A 17,331-nucleotide genomic window follows, 5' to 3' on the forward strand; every position below is an offset into this window, starting at 1 on the left:
CCGATCCACCCACCGCCTTTCCGCCTGGAAACCGACATGTCCGCCCCTGCCCTCAGCCTGCCGCACGGCGACGGCCACGATCACGCCCACGGCCATGAAGATGGCCATGGCCACCATGGCCACGTCACGCTCCAGTATCAGCCCGGCCTGCCGCTGTCGCGCGGGAAGCTGATCATGTGGCTGTTCTTGTCGACCGAGATCATGTTCTTCGCGGCGCTGCTCGGCAGCTACGTCGTGCTGCGCTTCGGGTCGCCGGTCTGGCCGCTGCCGCACCATGTCCACCTCAGCGAGCCGATCGGGGCGTTCAACACGTTTGTCCTGATCTGCTCGAGCGTCACGATCGTCCTGGCGCTCGAGGCGGCGCGGGCCGACAAGGCACCGCAAGCGAAGCTGTGGATGCTGCTGACGCTGCTGCTGGGGACGTTGTTCCTCGGGGTGAAGGCCTACGAGTACTCGGCGAAGTTCTCGCACGGGATCTATCCCTGGTCGCCGCGGAGCCGCGTTTTCGAGAAACCCGACCTGTACTACGGTTCCGCCGTTCGTGCCCGGCTCGGCGAGCCGGCGATCATCGACAAGCTCAAGGAACTCGACGACACGCCCGCCGACGAACTCACGGCCGAGCACGTTGCCGCCCGCGGCCGGCTCCAGCAAATCCGCAAGCTGGTCACCAACCCCGACCAGCAGCCGTTCGACCTGGCGGTGATCGCCGACCAGGTGATGCCGCTGCCCAGCGCCGGCAGTCATGGCCACTCCTCCGGCCTCAACGACGCGTTTCCCTGGCTTCGCCTGCCGGCGGTCATCCCCGGGGGCAATATGTGGGCGAGCACCTATTTCCTGCTCACCGGATTCCACGCCATCCACGTGGGGGTCGGTCTGCTCGTGTTCGCGATCCTCCTCGGCTACCGGCTCGACCACGCCCGCGCCGGGATGATCGAGAATGCCGGACTGTACTGGCACTTCGTCGACCTGGTTTGGATCTTCCTGTTCCCGCTGCTGTACCTGTTCTGACCGCCGTCCGGCAGCCGTCGCCGCCCGCCCACACACCGTCACGAGGCCGAGCATGTCCGATCACTCCCATTCCACACAGCCGCCCGCCACCCACGCACCGGTGACGCGGCCCGGAGAGACGACCGAGGTCCACGGGACCGTGCCCCACGCCCACGCCGCGGCGGCACCGGCGGCGCACGCTGCCGGTCATGGTGGGGACCATGGTGGCGAGCATGCCCACGGCGGCCTCGGCACCTACCTGATGGTGTTCCTCGCGTTGTGCGTCCTGACGACGATGTCGTTCTTCACCTATTCGTCGGCCTGGCCGTGGCGCGATCAGCCGCAGGTCGGCTGGGCGTTCATGATGGCGGTGTCGTGCACGAAGGCGATGCTCGTCGTGCTGTTCTTCATGCACGTCCTCTGGGAGGCGAACTGGAAGTACGTCCTCACCATCCCCGCGGCCATGATGGCGGTGTTCCTCGCATTGATGCTCGTGCCCGACGTCGGCATGCGGACGCGGATGGTGGCGCAGGAACGGGCGCTGTACATGCCGCGGCAGTCGGACGTGCGCCTGATGGAGCGAGCCGCGGAGGCCGGGAACGCGGAGAGGGGTGGGGAAGCCCATTGACACCGATGAACTGCGAGGCCGCGCCGTGTGGGGTCGGGTCGTCTGCCCTGCTCGCGGGCTGGCTGACGGTCTGCGGGGTGACTGCCGGATGCGGGCGGAAGGACCCGCCTCCCCCCCGCGTCGCCGTGACCGTCACGCCGGCCCCGGCGACCGTCGAGCCGGGTGAACCGGCGGCGCCGTTCACGCTCACGGACCAGACCGGGATGGCGTTCGATTCGGCCGGCCTGCGCGGCCGCGTGTGGGTGGCGAGCGTGTTCTTCGCCAACTGTCCCGGCCCCTGCTTCCGTGAGAACCAGGCGATCGCCGACATCCTTCGCGAAGTCGCCGACCCTGACCTCGTCGCCGTCAGCCTGACGTGCGACCCCGACAACGACACACCCGACGTGCTCCGCCGCTACGCCGACCGGTTCGGTGCCGACCCGGCCCGCTGGAAGTTCCTCACCGGCGACATGGACACCATCCGCACGGTCGCCAACAAGACGTTCCGGCTTCCCGCCGAGGTCGGCGTGCATTCGGAGCGGGGTGTCGTGTTCGATCGTGCCGGCCGGCTCCGGGGCAGCTACCACCTGCTCCAGCCCGATCGCGTGGAACTGCTCGTCAAGCTGGTCCGTGAGGTGCTCGCCGAACCCGCCGACTCCCCCGCGGCGGCCCCGGCAGCGTCCGGGGGGGCCGCGCCGTGAGCGGAGCCGCAATCAGCGCCGCCGTCGGTTGGCTTCCGGGGGGGGGCGTGCCGGTCGCGGCGCTGCTCGCCGTCCATCCGCTGGCAGCGCTCAACGCCCTGCTCAACGGTCTGGCAACGGTCCTGCTGGTGACGGGGTGGATGGCGATCGCCCGCGGACAGTGGCGGGTCCATCGCAACCTGATGGTCGCCGCCTTCGCGGTGTCGACGGTGTTCCTGGTGAGTTACCTCACCTACCACGCCCTCGTCGGCCACGTTCCGTTCCAGGGCACCGGCGTCGTGAGGACGGTGTACCTGACGATCCTCGCGACCCACGTCGTGTTGGCGGCGTTCGTGCCGCTGCTGGCCGTGGCGATGGTCCTGCTCGCCTGGCGCGGCCGGTGGCAGGCCCACCGCCGCCTCGGCCGGATCACGCTGCCGGTGTGGCTCTACGTGTCGGTCACCGGAGTCGTCATCTACCTCATGCTCTACCAGTTGTTTCCCGGGCCCGACCCCGCCGCAGCCGCCTCTCCGGCCGTGGCGTCGGGGATATAATTCAGCCATGAACACCCTCCTCAACCCCGTCGCGCGGCGGATCCTCCGTGGGCTGCTGCCGGCATGCGTGGCCCTCGCGGTCCTGTCGGCGGCCGAAGCCCTCGGTTGTCCGACCTGCAAGGATTCTCTCGCCGAGGGAGACGACACCGCCGCCAACCTGGCGCGGGGCTACTTTTACAGCATCCTGCTGATGCTCGGGATGCCGTTCACGCTCGCCAGTTCGTTCGGGCTCTACCTGTGGCGCGAACTGCGCAGGGCCCGGCACCAGGCCGAGTCGGGAGGGGGGCCAGTCCCCGACATCCGCCGTCCCGACCACCCCCGCGACGGGCTGCCGTGAGCGCCGCGTCGCCCGCCGGTGGCACACACGACCCCGGCGGCGAGGGAGGGCAGGGCAGGGAACGGGGCCGGGCGGGGAGGCCGCGGAACTATCTCGCCGGAGCGGAGCGCCATCGTCTCCTGTGGCGCGTCGGACCTCCGGCACTGGTGCTGTTGCTGGTCTGCGGCTGGATCGAGAAGACCTGGTTGCAGCCGCAGCCAAATCCTCCACCGGCGCAGGTGGACACCGTGCTTGCACGGCTCCCGGCCGAACCGGCCGTCGGCGATGCGGTGCGAATCGCCGCGGAGGAGGCCGTGCCCGGGGGCGACGGGGGCGCCGGCACGTCCCCACCGACCGACCGTCACCCGCGCGGGGCTTCCGCCGCGGCCCTCGGCCGCGTCCGTGACGACACGTTGTTCCGCTCCGACGACGAACCGGCCTGGTCGGACCTCTGTGCGTCGCTGGCGGCGTTCCCGGCCTGGCCCCCGGACCGCGGCCTCGTCCGGCCGGTGTCGTATGCGGATCTCCACGGACAGTCGCGGGCGCTGCGCGGCCAACTCGTCGGGTTCCGCGGTATCCTCCGCCGCCTCGTGGCGGTCGAACCGAACCCGGCGCGCGACGGACCCCAGCCGCGCTGGCAGGGATGGATCGAGCCCGACGGCGGTCCGCCGACACCGATCGTCGTATACTTCCTCGACGTTCCTGCCGACATGCCCCGAGGGCTGAATACCACCGAGACGGTCGACGTCAGCGGCTATTTCTTCAAACGCTGGGCGTACCAGGCGACCGATGCCGTCCGGACCGCCCCCCTGGTCCTCTCCCGGTCGCCGCGCTGGTCGCCGCGCCGCCCGGCCGAGCCGGGGGGGCATCGCTGGGGCGGCTGGGGAATCGGCGCGATCACCGGCCTGATGCTCGTCACCTGGGTGGGCCTCCACCTTTCGGCGGGCGCTCCCCGTGCACGGCCCCGGGACGCGACACCGGCATGGGACGGGATCGATGTCCCCGATCGCCGCCCGCTCCGCTTCGCGGGAGACGACGGTCTGGAGCCTGGCGAACTCGACGATGGCGGGAGGAAACCGTGATCACTCGCGCCGATCGCGTGCCGCAAAGAACGCTGGCGTTCGTGGTGGCCGCGACGGTCGTGGTCGCCTCGGGTATCCCTCGGGCCCGCGGGGCCGACCCCGACACCGCGGTGGATGTCGGCGTCCCCGCGACTTCGACGTTGCCGGGATACCTCGCCGCGTTCGGCCTCGACCGCCCCGAGCGCTCGCTCCTCGAGGAGCCCCTCGCCTGGGACGACGCGAAGCAGCACCTCGCGGAGCGCGTGCTCGCCCGGCTCCTCCTGGCGCCCGCCGAACGGGCCGCCGAGTGGGAATCTGCCGCCGCGCCCATCGCACCCGACGGTGCCGATCCGGCATCCCTCGTCGAGGATGTCCTGCTCCGGGTCGGTGGCCGCGCCCTCCTGGTGGCCTCCGTTGCCTCGGTCGCGACCGCGGCCGACGCGCTCCCGTCGGGCGTGCCCGACGCCGTCGTGGTGCGCGTCCGCGACCCCGCCGGTCGGGTCATCGACGTCCTCACCGCCGGCGCGCCGCGTGGCTGGCCGCGCGGGATGCCGATCGACGAGCCGGTCACGGTCGCCGGTCTGCCTCTCGCTGCCAGCACCGGACCACCGTCGGCCGCCGCTGCCACGGGCGAGCGTCCCGGCGCGGCTGCCGATCTCGTGCTCGCCGCGCGCCGCGTCGCCTGGCATCCCCCCACCCCGCTCGGCGCTGCGGGAATGGACTACGGCCTGTTCGACAGCGTGGTCGACGGCCAGGGGCTGACCGCCGCCGAAGGGGATGCCTTCTACACCCTGCTCGGCGCGACGGTCCGGGCGGCGCTCCCCGCCACGCCCGTCACGCCGCCGATCACCGACCTCATCGACCCGGCACGGAAGTGGTTCGCGCGGCAGCGCGGCGACGTCGTCACCCTGTCCGGTGTCTGCCGTCGGGTGACGCGGATCGAGGTCGACGATCCGCTCCGGCGCCGCCAGGCGGGACTCGACCACTACTGGGAGCTGTACGTGTTCGTCGACACGCCGCTCCTCCAAGTCCATGGCGAACTCCACGATACCTACCCGGTGGTGTGCTGCGTCCGCGAACTGCCACCGGGGATGCCGACGGGGCAGACGGTCAATGAACCGGTCACCGTCACGGGATTCGCGTTCAAACGCTACGCCTATCCGCTGCCGGTGACCGGCAAGGCGGCGGGGGTGAGTCGCCGGCTCGAGGTCCCGCTACTGGTCGCGCGCGGCGTGGCATGGCGACCGGTGGCTGCCGGCGCGCCGGGCGCGGCGCCGGAGCGGCGCGCGACGCTGCTCCCGCTACTGCTCGTGCTGCCGCTGCTGGCCGTCGTGGGCTGGTGGCTGTGGAGCCAGCGTCACGGCAGCCGCACCGGCCCCCGGCGGATCCTCCCCGACCGCGTCCGCCTGCCGGAGACCGAGGCCGGTTCCTGACCGGGGCTTGCCATCGCCCGCCCTCGCGGCCACAACTCTTCCCGGCGGCGCCGGTGCCGGCCCTGCCGTTACTCCCGTGAGGAATCCATCGCGATGCGACGAGCCAAGATCTCCATCATCGGCGCCGGCAATGTCGGTGCGACCACCGCCCATTGGTGCGCCGCCGCCGAGTTCGGCGACATCGTACTCCTCGACATCCCGCTCACCGAAGGGATGCCGGCCGGCAAGGCGCTCGACCTGTTCCAGGCGGCGCCAATCATGGGGTTCGACGCGCGGATCACCGGCACCACCGACTGGGCGGAGACGGCGGGCAGCGACGTCGTCGTCGTCACTGCGGGAATCGCCCGCAAGCCGGGGATGAGCCGCGACGATCTCCTCTCGACCAACGCCAAGATCGTCGGCGACGTCGCCGCGAAGATCCGCGAGACGAGCCCGGCCGCGGTCGTGATCGTGGTCAGCAATCCCCTCGACGCGATGGTCCAGCGGACGTTCCAGGTGACCGGGTTCCCCGCCCAGCGCGTGATCGGCCAGGCCGGCATCCTCGACACCGCCCGGTACCGGGCGTTCCTGGCGATGGAGCTGGGGGTGAGCGTCGAGGACATCGCGGCGATGCTCCTCGGCGGCCATGGCGACACGATGGTGCCGATCCCGAGTTGCACCAGCGTGGGTGGGATCCCGGTCACGCAGCTGATCCCGGCCGACCGGCTCGAATCGATCGTCACCCGGACGCGCAACGGCGGTGCCGAGATCGTCGGCTTGCTCAAGACCGGCAGTGCCTACTACGCCCCCGCGGCGGCGACCGCGCAGATGGTCGAGGCCGTGGTCCGCGACAAGAAGCGGCTCGTGCCCTGCGCCGCCTACTGCGACCGTGAGTACGGCGTCGGCGGGTATTTCGTCGGTGTGCCCGTGATCCTCGGCAGCGGCGGCGTCGAAAAGATCGTCGAGCTGTCGCTCCAGCCTGCCGAGAAGGCGGCACTCGACAAGAGCGTGGCGGCGGTCCGCGACCTCGTGGCGGCGATGGATCGGCTTACGGCCTGATCCCCCTCCGACCGGAGCGCGGGCGGCCGGAGGGCCGCCCGGTCGATTCTCCGCCTTTTCCCCGGTTTGCCCCACCTGCCCAGAGCCGTTTCGGCACCGCAGCGCTGGCGTTGTGGCACGGTGACCGGTTCGGCTAGAAACCTCCGGCCATGAACCGGCGAGGACCTCCACGGGGAGGGACCTCTCCGGAGGGCGGAGGCCACGGCCATGTCGGCGAACCCAGTCGGGGGTGGGCGGGACGAATCGACTGCCGGAAGCGGCACGTCGCGGCGGCGCTTCCGGCGCGGCTTGTCACGCGCGACGGCGCGGCAGGCCCCGCGCCTGTTCCTTCCCCAGGGCTACGAGCCCGGCTACGCCTACCCGCTGGTCGTCTGGCTCCCGGGTGCGCGGCGGTTCGACCTCGGCCGGGCGATGCAGCGACTCAGCACGCGGAATTACCTCGCTGTCGAGCCGGCCTTCGCGGCCGGCGACGATGTCTACGCCGTCGAAGAGGCGGTGTTCGACGCGATCCATGAGGCGGTCGCGCGGGGTAACGTCCATCCCGATCGCGTGTTTCTCGTCGGTCGCGGCGCGGGGGGCACCGACGCCTTCCGGATCGCCTGCCGGCATGCCGAACGCTTCGCCGGAATGGTGTCGCTGGGGGGTGCGTTTCCCCACGCCGAGGCGCTGTTCGCACGGCTCGCGGCGGTCCGCCGCCTTCCGTTCCTGCTCTGCTGCCGGCGTGACGCCGAGGCCCGCCTGGTCGCCACCACCGGCACCACGCTGCGCCTCTTCCACGCCGCCGGCGCCCAGCTCTCGATGAGGATCTACGAGAAGCCCAATGATCTCGCTCCGGCGATCCTCCGCGACGTCAATCGCTGGCTGATGGAGGGGATCTGCGGTCCCACGGCCGACGTCGGCGCCGATTGCCCCGCTTGAGCGGCGCCGGTCCTGCCCCCTTTCTCCGCGGAGCGCTGCGATGACCGATACCCCCCGCGTTCCCGAGCGTCCCTCGATCCTTCCCTGGCGTGCCGATCGGGTCCCCGGTGCGACCTGGATCCCGGTCCACGCCGTCGTCGCTGCCGCGGTCGGTGCGGTCCCTGCCGACGTGTCGATCGACGTGTCGCGCAACCACGTGCTCCACGCCGATCCCGCCGTGCTGTCCGACCTCCTCGCCGACCTCGTCGCGCGGGCGCGGCGTGCCAATGGCGCTGCCACCGGACCAGGGCGGCGCGAAGTGGTGGTGACCAGCGTGCTGCTCGCCGACGCGATCGAGGTCGAGGTCGCCGACTCCGGCCCCGTCCTGTCCGTGGTCGAGCGCGCCTGGCTCGATCGCCAGAGCACTCGCGCCGCGCGGCTCGGCGGCACCCTCGAGGTGCGTGCCTGCCCCGAGGGGGGCACCGCACTGACCCTCCGCCTCCCCCGTCGTCTCACCGAGCGCCGCGCGGCCTGACGGCCCGGCGCCGCTGTCCTCTCCCTCCGTTCGTGAAACGTCGACATGGACCTGGATTCCCGGCTCACCGCGTCCGTGCGCCCTCCGCGCGTCGCCCCCGTGCAGGCGATGGCCCTGGGCCTGGTGGTTCTCGCCTGCGCCGCGGCCGCCTGGACGCTCCGCGTCCGCCCCGCCCGTGAGGAGACCGAGCTCCTCCCCGGGTCGGTCCTCCCGCAGTCCGAACTGGCGATCATGGAAGCGGCCTTCGACCGCGCCCAACTCACCGACCACCGCAGCGAAGGAGGACGGGTGTATGTGCCCCGTGCCCGGCACAGCGCCTACATGCGGGCCCTGGTCGATGCCGAGGCGCTGCCGCGCGAGTTCGGCGCCAGCCTCCGCCGCGCGTTGGCGTCCAACGGACCGTGGACGAGCGCGGCGCTCCGTGCCGATTCGCTCCGCGTCGCGGTCCAGGACGAGTTGTCGCTCGTGCTCTGCTCGATGCCGGGAATCGAGCGTGCCGCGGTCCTCTACGACGACGCCCCTCGCGCGGGGCTCGCCGGCGGCGTGGAACGCACCGCGAGCGTCAGCATCCGCACCCAGCCCGACACCGACCTCGACCCGGCACGCGTCCAGGCGATCCGCGTCCTCGTCGCGGCGGCGATCGCCGGGTTGTCCGTCGAGCGGGTCGCGGTGACCGACCTGCGCAGTGGCCGCGTCTACGCCGGGCCACTTGACCCGAGCGAGGGCGTCGCCGATCCGGCCCGCGCTGCTCGGCTCGGGCTGGAGCGTGCGACCGCCGCCAAGGTCCGCCAGGCGCTGGGCTTCATCCGTGGGGTCGTCGTCGACGTCACGCTCGGCGCCGCCGCCGCTCCGGCTGCCGCGGCTGCCGCCGCCGGGATCAACTCGCCGGCTGCCGTCGGTGCCACGGTGCCCGCCACCGCCGAGGCCGGGAGCGGCGATTCCGTCCACGTCCTCGTCGCCGTCCCGGACACGTATCTCGAGTCGGTCGTCACCGCGACCCGCGGCCGTCGCCAGCGCCGCGGGGAAGCCACGTGGACCGAGGAGGATCGGGAGCGGGCCGAACGGGAGGAGATTGATCGGCTGACGCAACTCGTGGCCGCGATGCTGCCCGAGGTGGCCGACGCGACCCGGACGAAGATCGCGGTCACCCCGTTCACCTCCGGTCTGGCGACATCCCGGCCAGTGGCGGCCGACGAGCCCGCCGTGGCGCGGTCGGACAGCGCGGTGTCGTGGCCCTGGGGTCGCGCCGGGAACGCATCGGCCGCCGCGCTTGCCAACCCGACGGTCGCGCTGACCGTGTTCTCACTCGCCGCGCTGGCGTTGGCGGCGGTCCTGTGGCGGGCCGGGAACCGGCGTCCCGTCGTCGACCCCGCTCCCGCCGGGCTTCCCGAGGGCGTGGCGGCGAAGCTCTCGCCGGAGCCACCGGCGCGGTGGCGGGAGGCGGCCTGATGCGACCCCGCCGACGCTGCCTGGGATGCGTGCCGTTCGCGATCGCCCTCCTCGCGCTGGCGTCAATCGCGGCGGGCGACGAGGGGCCAGCGCCGGCCGGCGATCCCCTGCCCGCGCCCGGGCGCCTCGCCCCGGCACCGATCGAGCTGGAGAGCGATGCCGGCGCCCTGCTTCGCGACCGGCCCCGCCCACGGGCCGAGGTTTCGCCATGGGGCTGGCAGCTGGTGGCGTTCCTGGCCGCGTTGGCCGCGGCGGTCGCCGTGCTGCGCGGGCTCACGGTGCCACGCCACGCGTCGTTTCCCTCCGCTGCGGTCTCCCTCCTCGGGACACTTCCCCTCGGCGGCCAGCATGCTCTCCGGGTCGTGCGTTTCGGGCGCCGGACGCTGCTGGTCGGCGTCTCGCCGGCGGGTTGCCAGGTGCTCGCCGAGACGGACGAGCCGCTCACCGCGCCGCTCGCCCGCCCGGTGGAGGGCGCGCCTCTTCCGCCAGCCCCTCCGGCGGTCCTTGCGGCGCCGGCACCCGCGCCGTCGGGCAGCGGCGCACGGGGTGCGGCATGACCCGCGGGCGCCGGGCGACGGGATGGCGCTGTGCGGTCGCCGTGGCGCTGGCTCTCTGGCCCATCGCCGCAGTCCGCGGCGACGGCGCTGGCAGCGACCCGGCCGCGGTCCGGGCCATACCGATGGACACCGCCGCCGCGCCGGCCGATCCGGCGCCATTGACACTGCTGACGCGGCTGCTCGGCGGCCGGTCGCTCGACGCCTCGGTGTCGGCCGCGGTCGCGCTGGGGGTGATGAGCCTCGCGCCGGCGGTGCTGCTGATGACGACGTCGTTCGTGCGGATCTCGATCGTGCTGGCGCTGGTCCGGCAGGGGCTCGGCACCCCGCAACTCCCCTCCAACCAGATCCTCGCCAGCCTCGCGCTGTTCCTCGCGGCGCTGGTGGTCTGGCCGGTGTGGCGGCAGGCCTGGGACGACGGCGTGGTGCCCTACCAGGAGGGACGGCTGGAGCTGGCGGCCGCGGTCGACCAGGGCAGCCTCCCGGTGCGCCGGTGGATGGCGGGCCAGATCGAGGAGGCGGGCAACCGCGACACGATGCTCCTGTTCCTCGAGCGCCACCCGTCGCACGGCGCCGCGGTACGGACGTACGACGACGTGCCGCTGGAGAGCCTGCTGCCGGCGTACCTCGTCAGCGAGCTCGACGTCGCCTTCCGGATCGGGTTCCGCCTGCTCGTTCCGTTTCTGGTGATCGACCTGCTCGTCGCGGTGCTCGTGGTGTCGAGCGGGTTGATCACGCTGCCACCGCCGGCGGTGGCATTGCCGTTGAAGCTGATGGTATTCGTGATGGCCGACGGCTGGTCGCTGATCGTGCGCACGCTGCTCGACGGGCTCCAGAACGCGGGCTGAGGGAGGGCTGATGGCCGAGATCGTCGACCTCGTTCGCGACAGCCTGTGGACGGTGCTGCTGGTCGGCATGCCACTGCTGCTGGTCGGCCTCCTCGTCGCGCTATGCGTCGGGGTCGTGCAGACCGCCACCGGAATCCACGAGCCGCTCCTGGCGCTCGTCCCGCGCCTGGCGGCGATGGCCGCGGTGCTGATGATCACCCTCCCCTGGATGGTCGAGCGCCTCGTCGATCTGGTCCTCCACGCCGCGCGGTCCCCCCACTGATCACCCCCAGGCGGCGTGCCGACCATGCCCGTCCCCGTGCCCGATGCCGCGCTGCTCGTCGTCGTCGGCCCCGCCGCGGGGGCGGCGCTGCGGATCGCCGTCGCCACGGCCGTCACGGCGCGGACCGCATGCCCTGGCGTGCCGGTCCAGGTCGTCACGTGCCTGGTACTGGCGCTGGTGCTGGCGGCATCCCCGGCGCTGGCGAAGCTCGCCACGGCGACCGGGGATGGCGCGGCGCCGCTGCTGCTGCTACTGGCCGGTGAGGCGGCCTGCGGCGCGGTGCTGGGGTTGATCGCCGGCGCGGCCCTGGGAATCGGCGGCTCCGCCGGCAGCCTGTTGGCAGGGACCACTGGCCTGTCGTGGGACGACGACCTTCCCGCCGGCGATCCACAGGCTCCCGGCCTCGCCCGGCTGGCGTGGTGGGTCGGCGCCGCTGCGTTCTTCGCGACCGGCGGCGTCCGCGGCATGGTGGCCGCGCTGCTCGACAGCCCGCACACGTTTCCGGTCGGCGTGGTGGCCAACGGCCTCGGCACCGGCCCGGGAGCCGGGGCGGTCGCACTGCTCGAGCGCCTGCCGGGATTGCTCGTCGAATTGACGCTCGGCCTGGCGGCCCCGGCCCTGGTCGCCGTGGTGGCATTCCACTTCAGCACCGCGATCTGCCTCCGCGCCGTGCGCCTCGCCCCCGGACCGGGGCTCGTCGCCGGGGTCGTCGGTGCCGCCCTGATCGCCACGCTCCTCGCCGCCGCACCCGCCTGGAGCGGCCAGGCGGCGGCCGCGGCCGCCAGGTTCCTCGAGCGCGCCACCACCTGATCCGGAGCGGCGGCAGTCGCCATGGAAGCCACGAGCGCCGACCGGAGCCTGCCCCCGACACCGCGGCGCCGTGAAGCCGCGCGCCGGGCCGGGATGATTCCCGGCGCCGCCGCGCCGGCCTGGGGCGCGTCGTGCCTGGTCACGGTCCTGCTTCTGCCGCGCTGGCTGGAGGGGACGCTCGCCGCCGGAGCCGATCTGTTCCGTGACATCCTGCCCGCCGCGCTCCGCGGCGAGCCGCTGCTGCCGTACGCCGCCGCGGTGGTCGTGCTCGCCCGGCCGACGATTCTCCTGGCGCTGGCCGCGTCGGCCGCCGGGATCGCGGTCCAGATCGCCTGGGACGGCCTCGTGTGGGAGCCGGCGCGGGTCTCGTTCCAGGTCGGTCGGCTCGCGCCGTGGGCGCGGCTCGCGCAGATCGCCTCCACCGACACGCTCCGCCAGGTGCTGACGACGACGGTCGTGCTCGTCGCGCTGGCGGGCGCGGCGGTGTGGTCACTCCGGACGCTGCTGGTCGGCCTTGCCGGCGACGGGGCCTCCGCGGCCGGTGGCCTCGAGGCCGCCTGGCAGGCGGCGGTGGCCGTGACGGTCGCGGCGGCGCTGGCCGCGGTCGTGGGGTTCGTATTCGCGCGGCGCCGCGCCGAAGCCCGCCTGTGGATGACCCCCGACGAGCTCGCCGCCGAGCAGCGGACCCTCGAGGCGGGCAAGCGCGTCCGGTTCCACCTCCGTGGCGGCGGCGCCTCTCATGCCTCCGGCGGACGGTAGCCGTAGCGGGCGATGAAGTCGCCCCACCGGCGCGCGACCGCGGCGACGATCCGGGGATCGTGGCGGTAGGTGTTCGTCCGGTAGGAACGCATCGTGTCCGCCTCCGCCTCCAGCGCCGGCCGCACGGCGGCGAAATCGCCAAGCCCGAGGCATTCGTAGGCTTCGGCGAGGCGGCCCACCGGGTCGGCCACGAGATCCTCGTAGCGCAGTTCGTGGAGGCTCCCTGGCGGCAGGGCGCCGCGGTCGCGCTCGAAGGCCCGGTACATCGTCTCGAAGGCGTTGAACACGTAGTCCTCCAGCGCGGTCCCCGGATCGACCTGCAGCCCCTGGGTGTGGTGCAGCGAACGCCACAGGCGGACCGTCGACGGGAAGACGACGAACGGGTCACGGACCACGTGGATGAACCGGGCTCCGGGGAACATCCGCGCGAGGAGCGCCGTCCGCGCGGTGTGGGGCGGGCTCTTGAGAACGGCGCGGCGGGGGTCACGGACGGCGAGCGCCGCGAGGAACGCGCGCATCGCCTCCTCCCAGCGGACGCGCTGCTGCGGCGTGAGCGTGTCGACGTCGAGCGCGACCGGGGTCGGCGGGCTGGTCACCGGGAACGCCATCCGCCGGTACGGCGATGGCGCCCCGAGGTTGGCGAGGGCGAATTCGTCCTCCTGCGGGCGGTCGGGACCGGCGGCGACGTCGTCCATCGGCCGTTTCGACGGCGACAGCCAGGCCACCACCGGCGCCATCCAGCGCTCGGTGAGGAGGAAGTGGGCCGGGGCGAAGCACTGGTAGGTGTTCGGGCAGCAGAAGCGGCGGTCGAGCATCAGCAGCTCGTGGAGCAGCGTCGTTCCGCTCCGCCAATGTCCGATGATGAACACCGGAGGCGGTGTCGGCGGGGGGCGCCGCAGCCGTGCCCCGTGGACGAGCGTCGTCAGCGCGGCGGCGGCGGAGTTGAACGCCGTCGCGGTGCTGATGCTGAGGAACAACGGGATCCGGCTCGGTGAGACACGGCAACGGTGCTCGGCGAACAGCCCAGCCCACACCGACACCGGCATCCCGTGCCAGAACCGCGGCGTCCACACCGGATAGGGGTGGAACGGCCGTTCCGCGGGCGGAGCCGGACGGAGCCGGTCCGGGCCGTCGGTCCCCTGCGCGCCGGTCATGGAAGCTCCTCGCCCTGTGCGCGGTCCCGGACCGCGGCTCCCGATCGTATCAGCAGCCTCACCGTCACGGGGCGCTCAGTGCGAACGGTCGTCCGCCTCGCTGGCGATCCGCTCTTCCCGGTGCGCCGGCGGCAACTCGAGCAGCCCCGTCAGCTCCACGGCCGACGGCTTGCCGACGAGGCGGCGCGTTTCGACCCCCGCTTCGTCGACGGTGATGACCGTCGGAAACGCGGTGACCCCGAAGCGACGGCAGACATCCGGCTCGCGGTCGGCATCGATCACCGCCCACACCGCCCCCGGGGCGCGGGCCACGATCCGTGGGTCGGAGAGGGTCCGGGAGACCAGCAGCGCCGAGTGGCGGCACCAGGTCGCCTTGAAGACGAGCACCAGCCGGAGCCCGTCGTCGCGGGCCCGGCGCGCCGCCGCGTCGTAGCCCTCGACGAGCGCCACCGTCGTCCGTGCCGTGCCCGTGGTGCCGGCCCGGGGCAGACTGGGGCCGGGAGGCCTGTCGAGGAGACGACCGACGCCCGTCGGGGTCGTCGGGGTTCGCGGGGGCCGGCCGACTTCGTCGCGCAGGTCGCAGCCGCCGAGAAACATCGTCAGCGCCGTCGCGAGCAAGGGGCCGGCGCCCGGCGCGACGCGCCGGGCCCGTCCCCGGACCGCGGCGCGGCGGTCGGGCGGGTGTGCGTCGGGCGATGTCGAGGACCAGCCGGGCATGGCGGACGGTTGGTACGCGGCGCGTCCGCCAGGGGCAAGGGCGTCATCGACGCATGGCCAGACCGGCCGTGGTGACCTGCGCAGTCTGCGCCGGTGCCGGAGCGATTGCCCCCGCAACGGCCGGCCGCTATCCTCCCGCCCCCGTGAAGCCCCTCCCGCCGTTCGTCGTGCCTCTGGTGACCTCCGCCCTCATCGGGCCGATGGTCGGGTGCCGCTTCATCCCCCGTGTCGGCCCGGCGCCGGCGGCCGTGGCGAACTCGCGGCGTTTGGCCAACGAAGGCCTCGCCGCCGCCGATCGGCAGCAGTACGACGAGGCCGAGGCCCTGCTCGACCGCGCCGTCAAGAGCTGCCCGGCCGACGTCGAGGCCCGCCGGCACTACGCCGAGGTCCTGTGGGAACGTGGCGAACGCCTCGCGGCGGTCCAGCAGATCACCACGGCGCTGGGGCAGAGCCCGGGTGACGCCGATTTGTGCGTCGTCGGGGCGCGGATGTACACCGAAATGGGGCTGCTGGAGGATGCCGACCGGCTCGCGCGCGAGGCGGCTCGCACCGCCCCGCAGATGGCGGCGGCGTGGCGCGTGCGCGGCCAGGTGGCACTGGCACGCGGCAACGATCGCGAGGCGCTGGCCGCGTTCCACCGAGGGTTGGCGCTCGCGCCCGACGACCGGCCGTTGCTCCTCGACACCGCCGAGGTCTACCGCCGGCTCGGCCAGCCGCGCCGCGTCCTCTCGACCCTCGCGATCCTCGGCGAGACCTACGGTGCCGACCGCGTGCCCCCCGAAGTCCTCGTCTTGGAAGGGGCGGCCCAAGAGTCGTTGGGGCGCACCGCCGACGCGGTCGCGAGTTACCGCCGCGCCCTCGACGCGGCGGGAACGGAGGGATCACCGCAGGCGGCGGCCCGGCTCGCCGCCCTCCTCACGCCCCCCTCGTCGGCGGTCGCGGCGTCACCCGACCCGGCCACGACCCGGCGTTGAAACCCACGCCGCGCGTCAATCGCCGGCCGACTTCCGCCCGGTGAGGAGATCGAAGGCCCCGATCGCCGGCACGAGCAATGCCGTCGTCGCGAACCCGTAGGCGACGAGGACCACCAGCAGCACCTGGAGGCTGTTGCCCTGCAGAAATCCGGTGATCGCCACGAAGGTCAACGCCGGGAGCAGTGCCGACGCCCAGGCGATCGCCGCCGACGGATTGCGCGCCGACAGCGCCGCGTACAGGCCGACCGCACCGCCGACGATCACGGCGAGGAACGGCGCGAGTTGGAGTTCGAAGCTCGTGTCGAAGGCGACCATGATCCGCATCGCCGTCGCGACGCCGATGAACAGGAAGGCGACCGTCCCCAGCGCGACCGCGATCGCCTGCCGCGACGACGGATAGGACAGCCCGACGTGGAAGCCGAGGACGGCGACGAAAAACACCAGCGCGGCCATCCCGGCGGCGAGGTACAGGGCGTGTTCGGCGGTGGTGATCCCCGTGACCGCCATGACGACGCAGGTCGCCAGCGGCAGGAGCACCATCTCCCGGGCGACGACGAGCACCCCGATCAGCTTTCCCCAGACGAATTCCTTCGGCTCCAGGTCGCTGACCAGCAGCAAGTCGAGCGCCCCGCGATCGCGTTCGGTGGTGATGCTGGTGACCGCCAGGGCCGCCACGGCGACGAGGCTGGTCAACGCCATCGGGATGACGGCGATCGTGACCGCGAGGCGGTCGGGGCGCGGCGCGCCGGCCTCGCGCAGGATGCCCGCCACGGCGACCGCGAACAGTGCCAGCCAGGCCAAGCGCACGAGGATCAGCATCCGCCCGTAGGCGCGCGTGCAGGTCTCACGCCACAGGATCGGGTTCCGCCACACCCGCCGCGCGGGGCGGAAGGCTGCCGCCTCGCGTTCGGCGGTCGCCGGGAGCCGTTGCTCGCGGGCGACGTTCCAGCGGCGCAGGCAGGCCACGGCCACGGCATTGGCCCCGATCACGATCGCGGCACAGATCCCGAGGAACGGCGCCAGGGTCCGGCCCCCGTCGGGCGCCAAGGCGGCGAACACCGCCCGGGCGGGTGACACCGCCGCACCGGCGTCAGGCCCGCGCGTCGCGGCGAGGGTCTCTCCCAGCGCGGCCCACGTCGCGAGCAGGAACAGCGTGATCGACAGCGTCTGGAAGGTGGTGTCCTTCCAGAAGGCGACGGTCGTGGCGATGCTCGCGGCAGTCAGCGCCGCTGCCAGCGTGACCACGAACAGCCGGACGAGTTGCGGCAGCGTGACCCCGCCGAACAGCGCGGTGATCGCGAACATCGGCACCGCGGCCAGCAGCAGCAGCACGACGCGCACCAGGCTCCCGGCGAGCTTGCCGAGCACCAACTCGCGGTCGGTGAGTCGGCTGACGAGGAGCAACTCGAGCGTCCGCCGGTCCTTCTCGGTGCTCACCGCGACCGCGGCGGCGAGCGCGGCGGCGAGGATCGCCAGGGCGAGCTGGAGCGGCCCGAGGATCCGCAGCAGGGTCGCCCCGAATCGGGCCGTGTCGCCGGCAGTCGACACCGACTGGGTTCCGGTGACGACCAGCCAGCAGGTGGCGATGATCGCCAACAGCGCTCCGCAGTACACCGCCCGGGCGACGAACAGGCCGCGCGCCCGTGGCGCGACGGTCACCTCGCGTTCGAACACCGCACCGAGCAGCATGCCGTGC

Annotated in this window: 19 protein-coding genes and 1 pseudogene; 16 read left to right on the forward strand and 4 right to left on the reverse strand. The window is 73.0% G+C overall.

Annotated features, from left to right (window positions below; translation table 11 throughout):
- The first annotated feature begins 36 nt into the window (after positions 1-36).
- Genes FJ309_06125 through FJ309_06150 form a run of 6 tightly spaced genes read left to right on the forward strand, consistent with a single transcriptional unit; the run spans position 37 to position 4,226 of the window.
- Entirely contained in the window at positions 37-1,008 is a 972-nt protein-coding gene (locus FJ309_06125; GenBank protein ID MBM3954178.1) for a heme-copper oxidase subunit III, read from the forward strand.
- Positions 938-1,615, forward strand: coding sequence for a hypothetical protein (locus FJ309_06130; protein ID MBM3954179.1), 678 nt, complete (start codon positions 938-940; stop codon positions 1,613-1,615). The genes FJ309_06125 and FJ309_06130 overlap by 71 nt, the downstream gene beginning before the upstream one ends.
- A gap of 5 nt (positions 1,616-1,620) precedes the next feature.
- Positions 1,621-2,295 carry an SCO family protein gene (locus tag FJ309_06135; protein MBM3954180.1) on the forward strand — a complete coding sequence of 225 codons (675 nt, stop codon included), beginning with the start codon at positions 1,621-1,623 and terminating at the stop codon, positions 2,293-2,295.
- A 47-nt stretch (positions 2,296-2,342) separates the two neighbouring features.
- Complete coding sequence (locus FJ309_06140) at positions 2,343-2,828, forward strand: DUF420 domain-containing protein (protein MBM3954181.1); 486 nt, start codon at positions 2,343-2,345, stop codon at positions 2,826-2,828.
- A 7-nt stretch (positions 2,829-2,835) separates the two neighbouring features.
- On the forward strand, positions 2,836-3,165 hold the full coding sequence (locus FJ309_06145; GenBank protein MBM3954182.1) for a hypothetical protein: 330 nt from the start codon (positions 2,836-2,838) through the stop codon (positions 3,163-3,165).
- Entirely contained in the window at positions 3,162-4,226 is a 1,065-nt protein-coding gene (locus tag FJ309_06150; GenBank protein MBM3954183.1) for a hypothetical protein, read from the forward strand. The genes FJ309_06145 and FJ309_06150 overlap by 4 nt, the downstream gene beginning before the upstream one ends.
- Positions 4,227-4,772: 546 nt before the next feature.
- Here the strand turns inward: FJ309_06150 and FJ309_06155 are convergent.
- Positions 4,773-4,982 (reverse strand): annotated as a pseudogene (locus FJ309_06155) (hypothetical protein).
- Between the two features lie 749 nt (positions 4,983-5,731).
- Between FJ309_06155 and mdh the strand changes: the two are divergent.
- The 9 genes from mdh to FJ309_06200 all read left to right on the forward strand — a co-directional run bounded on the left by mdh (position 5,732) and on the right by FJ309_06200 (position 12,790).
- Positions 5,732-6,676 (forward strand): malate dehydrogenase, encoded by a 945-nt coding sequence (gene mdh / locus FJ309_06160; protein MBM3954184.1) that lies wholly within the window; start codon positions 5,732-5,734, stop codon positions 6,674-6,676.
- A 207-nt stretch (positions 6,677-6,883) separates the two neighbouring features.
- Positions 6,884-7,594, forward strand: a complete 711-nt coding sequence (locus tag FJ309_06165) for a hypothetical protein (GenBank protein ID MBM3954185.1) — start codon at positions 6,884-6,886, stop codon at positions 7,592-7,594.
- 40 nt (positions 7,595-7,634) lie between these two features.
- A complete protein-coding gene (locus FJ309_06170) occupies positions 7,635-8,108 on the forward strand; it encodes a hypothetical protein (GenBank protein ID MBM3954186.1) in 474 nt (157 codons plus the stop codon).
- 45 nt (positions 8,109-8,153) lie between these two features.
- Entirely contained in the window at positions 8,154-9,557 is a 1,404-nt protein-coding gene (locus FJ309_06175; GenBank protein MBM3954187.1) for a hypothetical protein, read from the forward strand.
- Positions 9,557-10,114 carry a flagellar biosynthetic protein FliO gene (locus FJ309_06180; protein MBM3954188.1) on the forward strand — a complete coding sequence of 186 codons (558 nt, stop codon included), beginning with the start codon at positions 9,557-9,559 and terminating at the stop codon, positions 10,112-10,114. Before FJ309_06175 ends, FJ309_06180 begins: the two co-directional genes overlap by 1 nt.
- The gene (locus FJ309_06185; GenBank protein MBM3954189.1) at positions 10,111-10,959 is read left to right on the forward strand and encodes a flagellar biosynthetic protein FliP; all 849 of its coding nucleotides are present in this window, start codon (positions 10,111-10,113) and stop codon (positions 10,957-10,959) included. Before FJ309_06180 ends, FJ309_06185 begins: the two co-directional genes overlap by 4 nt.
- A gap of 10 nt (positions 10,960-10,969) precedes the next feature.
- On the forward strand, positions 10,970-11,221 hold the full coding sequence (locus FJ309_06190; protein MBM3954190.1) for a flagellar biosynthetic protein FliQ: 252 nt from the start codon (positions 10,970-10,972) through the stop codon (positions 11,219-11,221).
- A 24-nt stretch (positions 11,222-11,245) separates the two neighbouring features.
- Positions 11,246-12,031: a flagellar biosynthetic protein FliR gene (locus FJ309_06195; GenBank protein ID MBM3954191.1), complete on the forward strand. Its 786-nt coding sequence runs from the start codon at positions 11,246-11,248 to the stop codon at positions 12,029-12,031.
- Positions 12,032-12,052: 21 nt separating this feature from the next.
- The gene (locus FJ309_06200; protein ID MBM3954192.1) at positions 12,053-12,790 is read left to right on the forward strand and encodes a hypothetical protein; all 738 of its coding nucleotides are present in this window, start codon (positions 12,053-12,055) and stop codon (positions 12,788-12,790) included.
- Here the strand turns inward: FJ309_06200 and FJ309_06205 are convergent.
- Positions 12,769-13,944, reverse strand: coding sequence for a sulfotransferase (locus tag FJ309_06205; protein ID MBM3954193.1), 1,176 nt, complete (start codon positions 13,942-13,944; stop codon positions 12,769-12,771). The genes FJ309_06200 and FJ309_06205 overlap by 22 nt on opposite strands.
- A 75-nt stretch (positions 13,945-14,019) precedes the next feature.
- Positions 14,020-14,661, reverse strand: coding sequence for a thioredoxin family protein (locus FJ309_06210; protein ID MBM3954194.1), 642 nt, complete (start codon positions 14,659-14,661; stop codon positions 14,020-14,022).
- On the opposite strand from FJ309_06210, the gene FJ309_06215 reads away from it, so the two are divergent.
- On the forward strand, positions 14,640-15,635 hold the full coding sequence (locus FJ309_06215; protein ID MBM3954195.1) for a tetratricopeptide repeat protein: 996 nt from the start codon (positions 14,640-14,642) through the stop codon (positions 15,633-15,635). The genes FJ309_06210 and FJ309_06215 overlap by 22 nt on opposite strands.
- Before the next feature lie 15 nt (positions 15,636-15,650).
- Here FJ309_06215 and FJ309_06220 read toward each other — a convergent pair whose 3' ends face one another.
- On the reverse strand, positions 15,651-17,324 hold the full coding sequence (locus FJ309_06220; GenBank protein ID MBM3954196.1) for a hypothetical protein: 1,674 nt from the start codon (positions 17,322-17,324) through the stop codon (positions 15,651-15,653).
- Positions 17,325-17,331 lie beyond the last annotated feature (7 nt).

It is taken from the genome of Planctomycetota bacterium, assembly GCA_016872555.1.
In the GTDB taxonomy this organism is placed as follows: Bacteria; Planctomycetota; Planctomycetia; order Pirellulales; family UBA1268; genus F1-20-MAGs016.

Coding starts and splice junctions, on each gene's coding strand:
- FJ309_06125 (MBM3954178.1), top strand. CDS start 37: ATGTCCGCCCCTGCCCTCAGCCTGCCGCACGGCGACGGCCACGATCAC.
- FJ309_06130 (MBM3954179.1), top strand. CDS start 938: ATGCCGGACTGTACTGGCACTTCGTCGACCTGGTTTGGATCTTCCTGT.
- FJ309_06135 (MBM3954180.1), top strand. CDS start 1,621: ATGAACTGCGAGGCCGCGCCGTGTGGGGTCGGGTCGTCTGCCCTGCTC.
- FJ309_06145 (MBM3954182.1), top strand. CDS start 2,836: ATGAACACCCTCCTCAACCCCGTCGCGCGGCGGATCCTCCGTGGGCTG.
- mdh (MBM3954184.1), top strand. CDS start 5,732: ATGCGACGAGCCAAGATCTCCATCATCGGCGCCGGCAATGTCGGTGCG.
- FJ309_06165 (MBM3954185.1), top strand. CDS start 6,884: ATGTCGGCGAACCCAGTCGGGGGTGGGCGGGACGAATCGACTGCCGGA.
- FJ309_06170 (MBM3954186.1), top strand. CDS start 7,635: ATGACCGATACCCCCCGCGTTCCCGAGCGTCCCTCGATCCTTCCCTGG.
- FJ309_06175 (MBM3954187.1), top strand. CDS start 8,154: ATGGACCTGGATTCCCGGCTCACCGCGTCCGTGCGCCCTCCGCGCGTC.
- FJ309_06180 (MBM3954188.1), top strand. CDS start 9,557: ATGCGACCCCGCCGACGCTGCCTGGGATGCGTGCCGTTCGCGATCGCC.
- FJ309_06185 (MBM3954189.1), top strand. CDS start 10,111: ATGACCCGCGGGCGCCGGGCGACGGGATGGCGCTGTGCGGTCGCCGTG.
- FJ309_06190 (MBM3954190.1), top strand. CDS start 10,970: ATGGCCGAGATCGTCGACCTCGTTCGCGACAGCCTGTGGACGGTGCTG.
- FJ309_06195 (MBM3954191.1), top strand. CDS start 11,246: ATGCCCGTCCCCGTGCCCGATGCCGCGCTGCTCGTCGTCGTCGGCCCC.
- FJ309_06200 (MBM3954192.1), top strand. CDS start 12,053: ATGGAAGCCACGAGCGCCGACCGGAGCCTGCCCCCGACACCGCGGCGC.
- FJ309_06205 (MBM3954193.1), bottom strand. CDS start 13,944: ATGACCGGCGCGCAGGGGACCGACGGCCCGGACCGGCTCCGTCCGGCT.
- FJ309_06215 (MBM3954195.1), top strand. CDS start 14,640: ATGTCGAGGACCAGCCGGGCATGGCGGACGGTTGGTACGCGGCGCGTC.
- FJ309_06210 (MBM3954194.1), bottom strand. CDS start 14,661: ATGCCCGGCTGGTCCTCGACATCGCCCGACGCACACCCGCCCGACCGC.
- FJ309_06220 (MBM3954196.1), bottom strand. CDS start 17,324: ATGCTGCTCGGTGCGGTGTTCGAACGCGAGGTGACCGTCGCGCCACGG.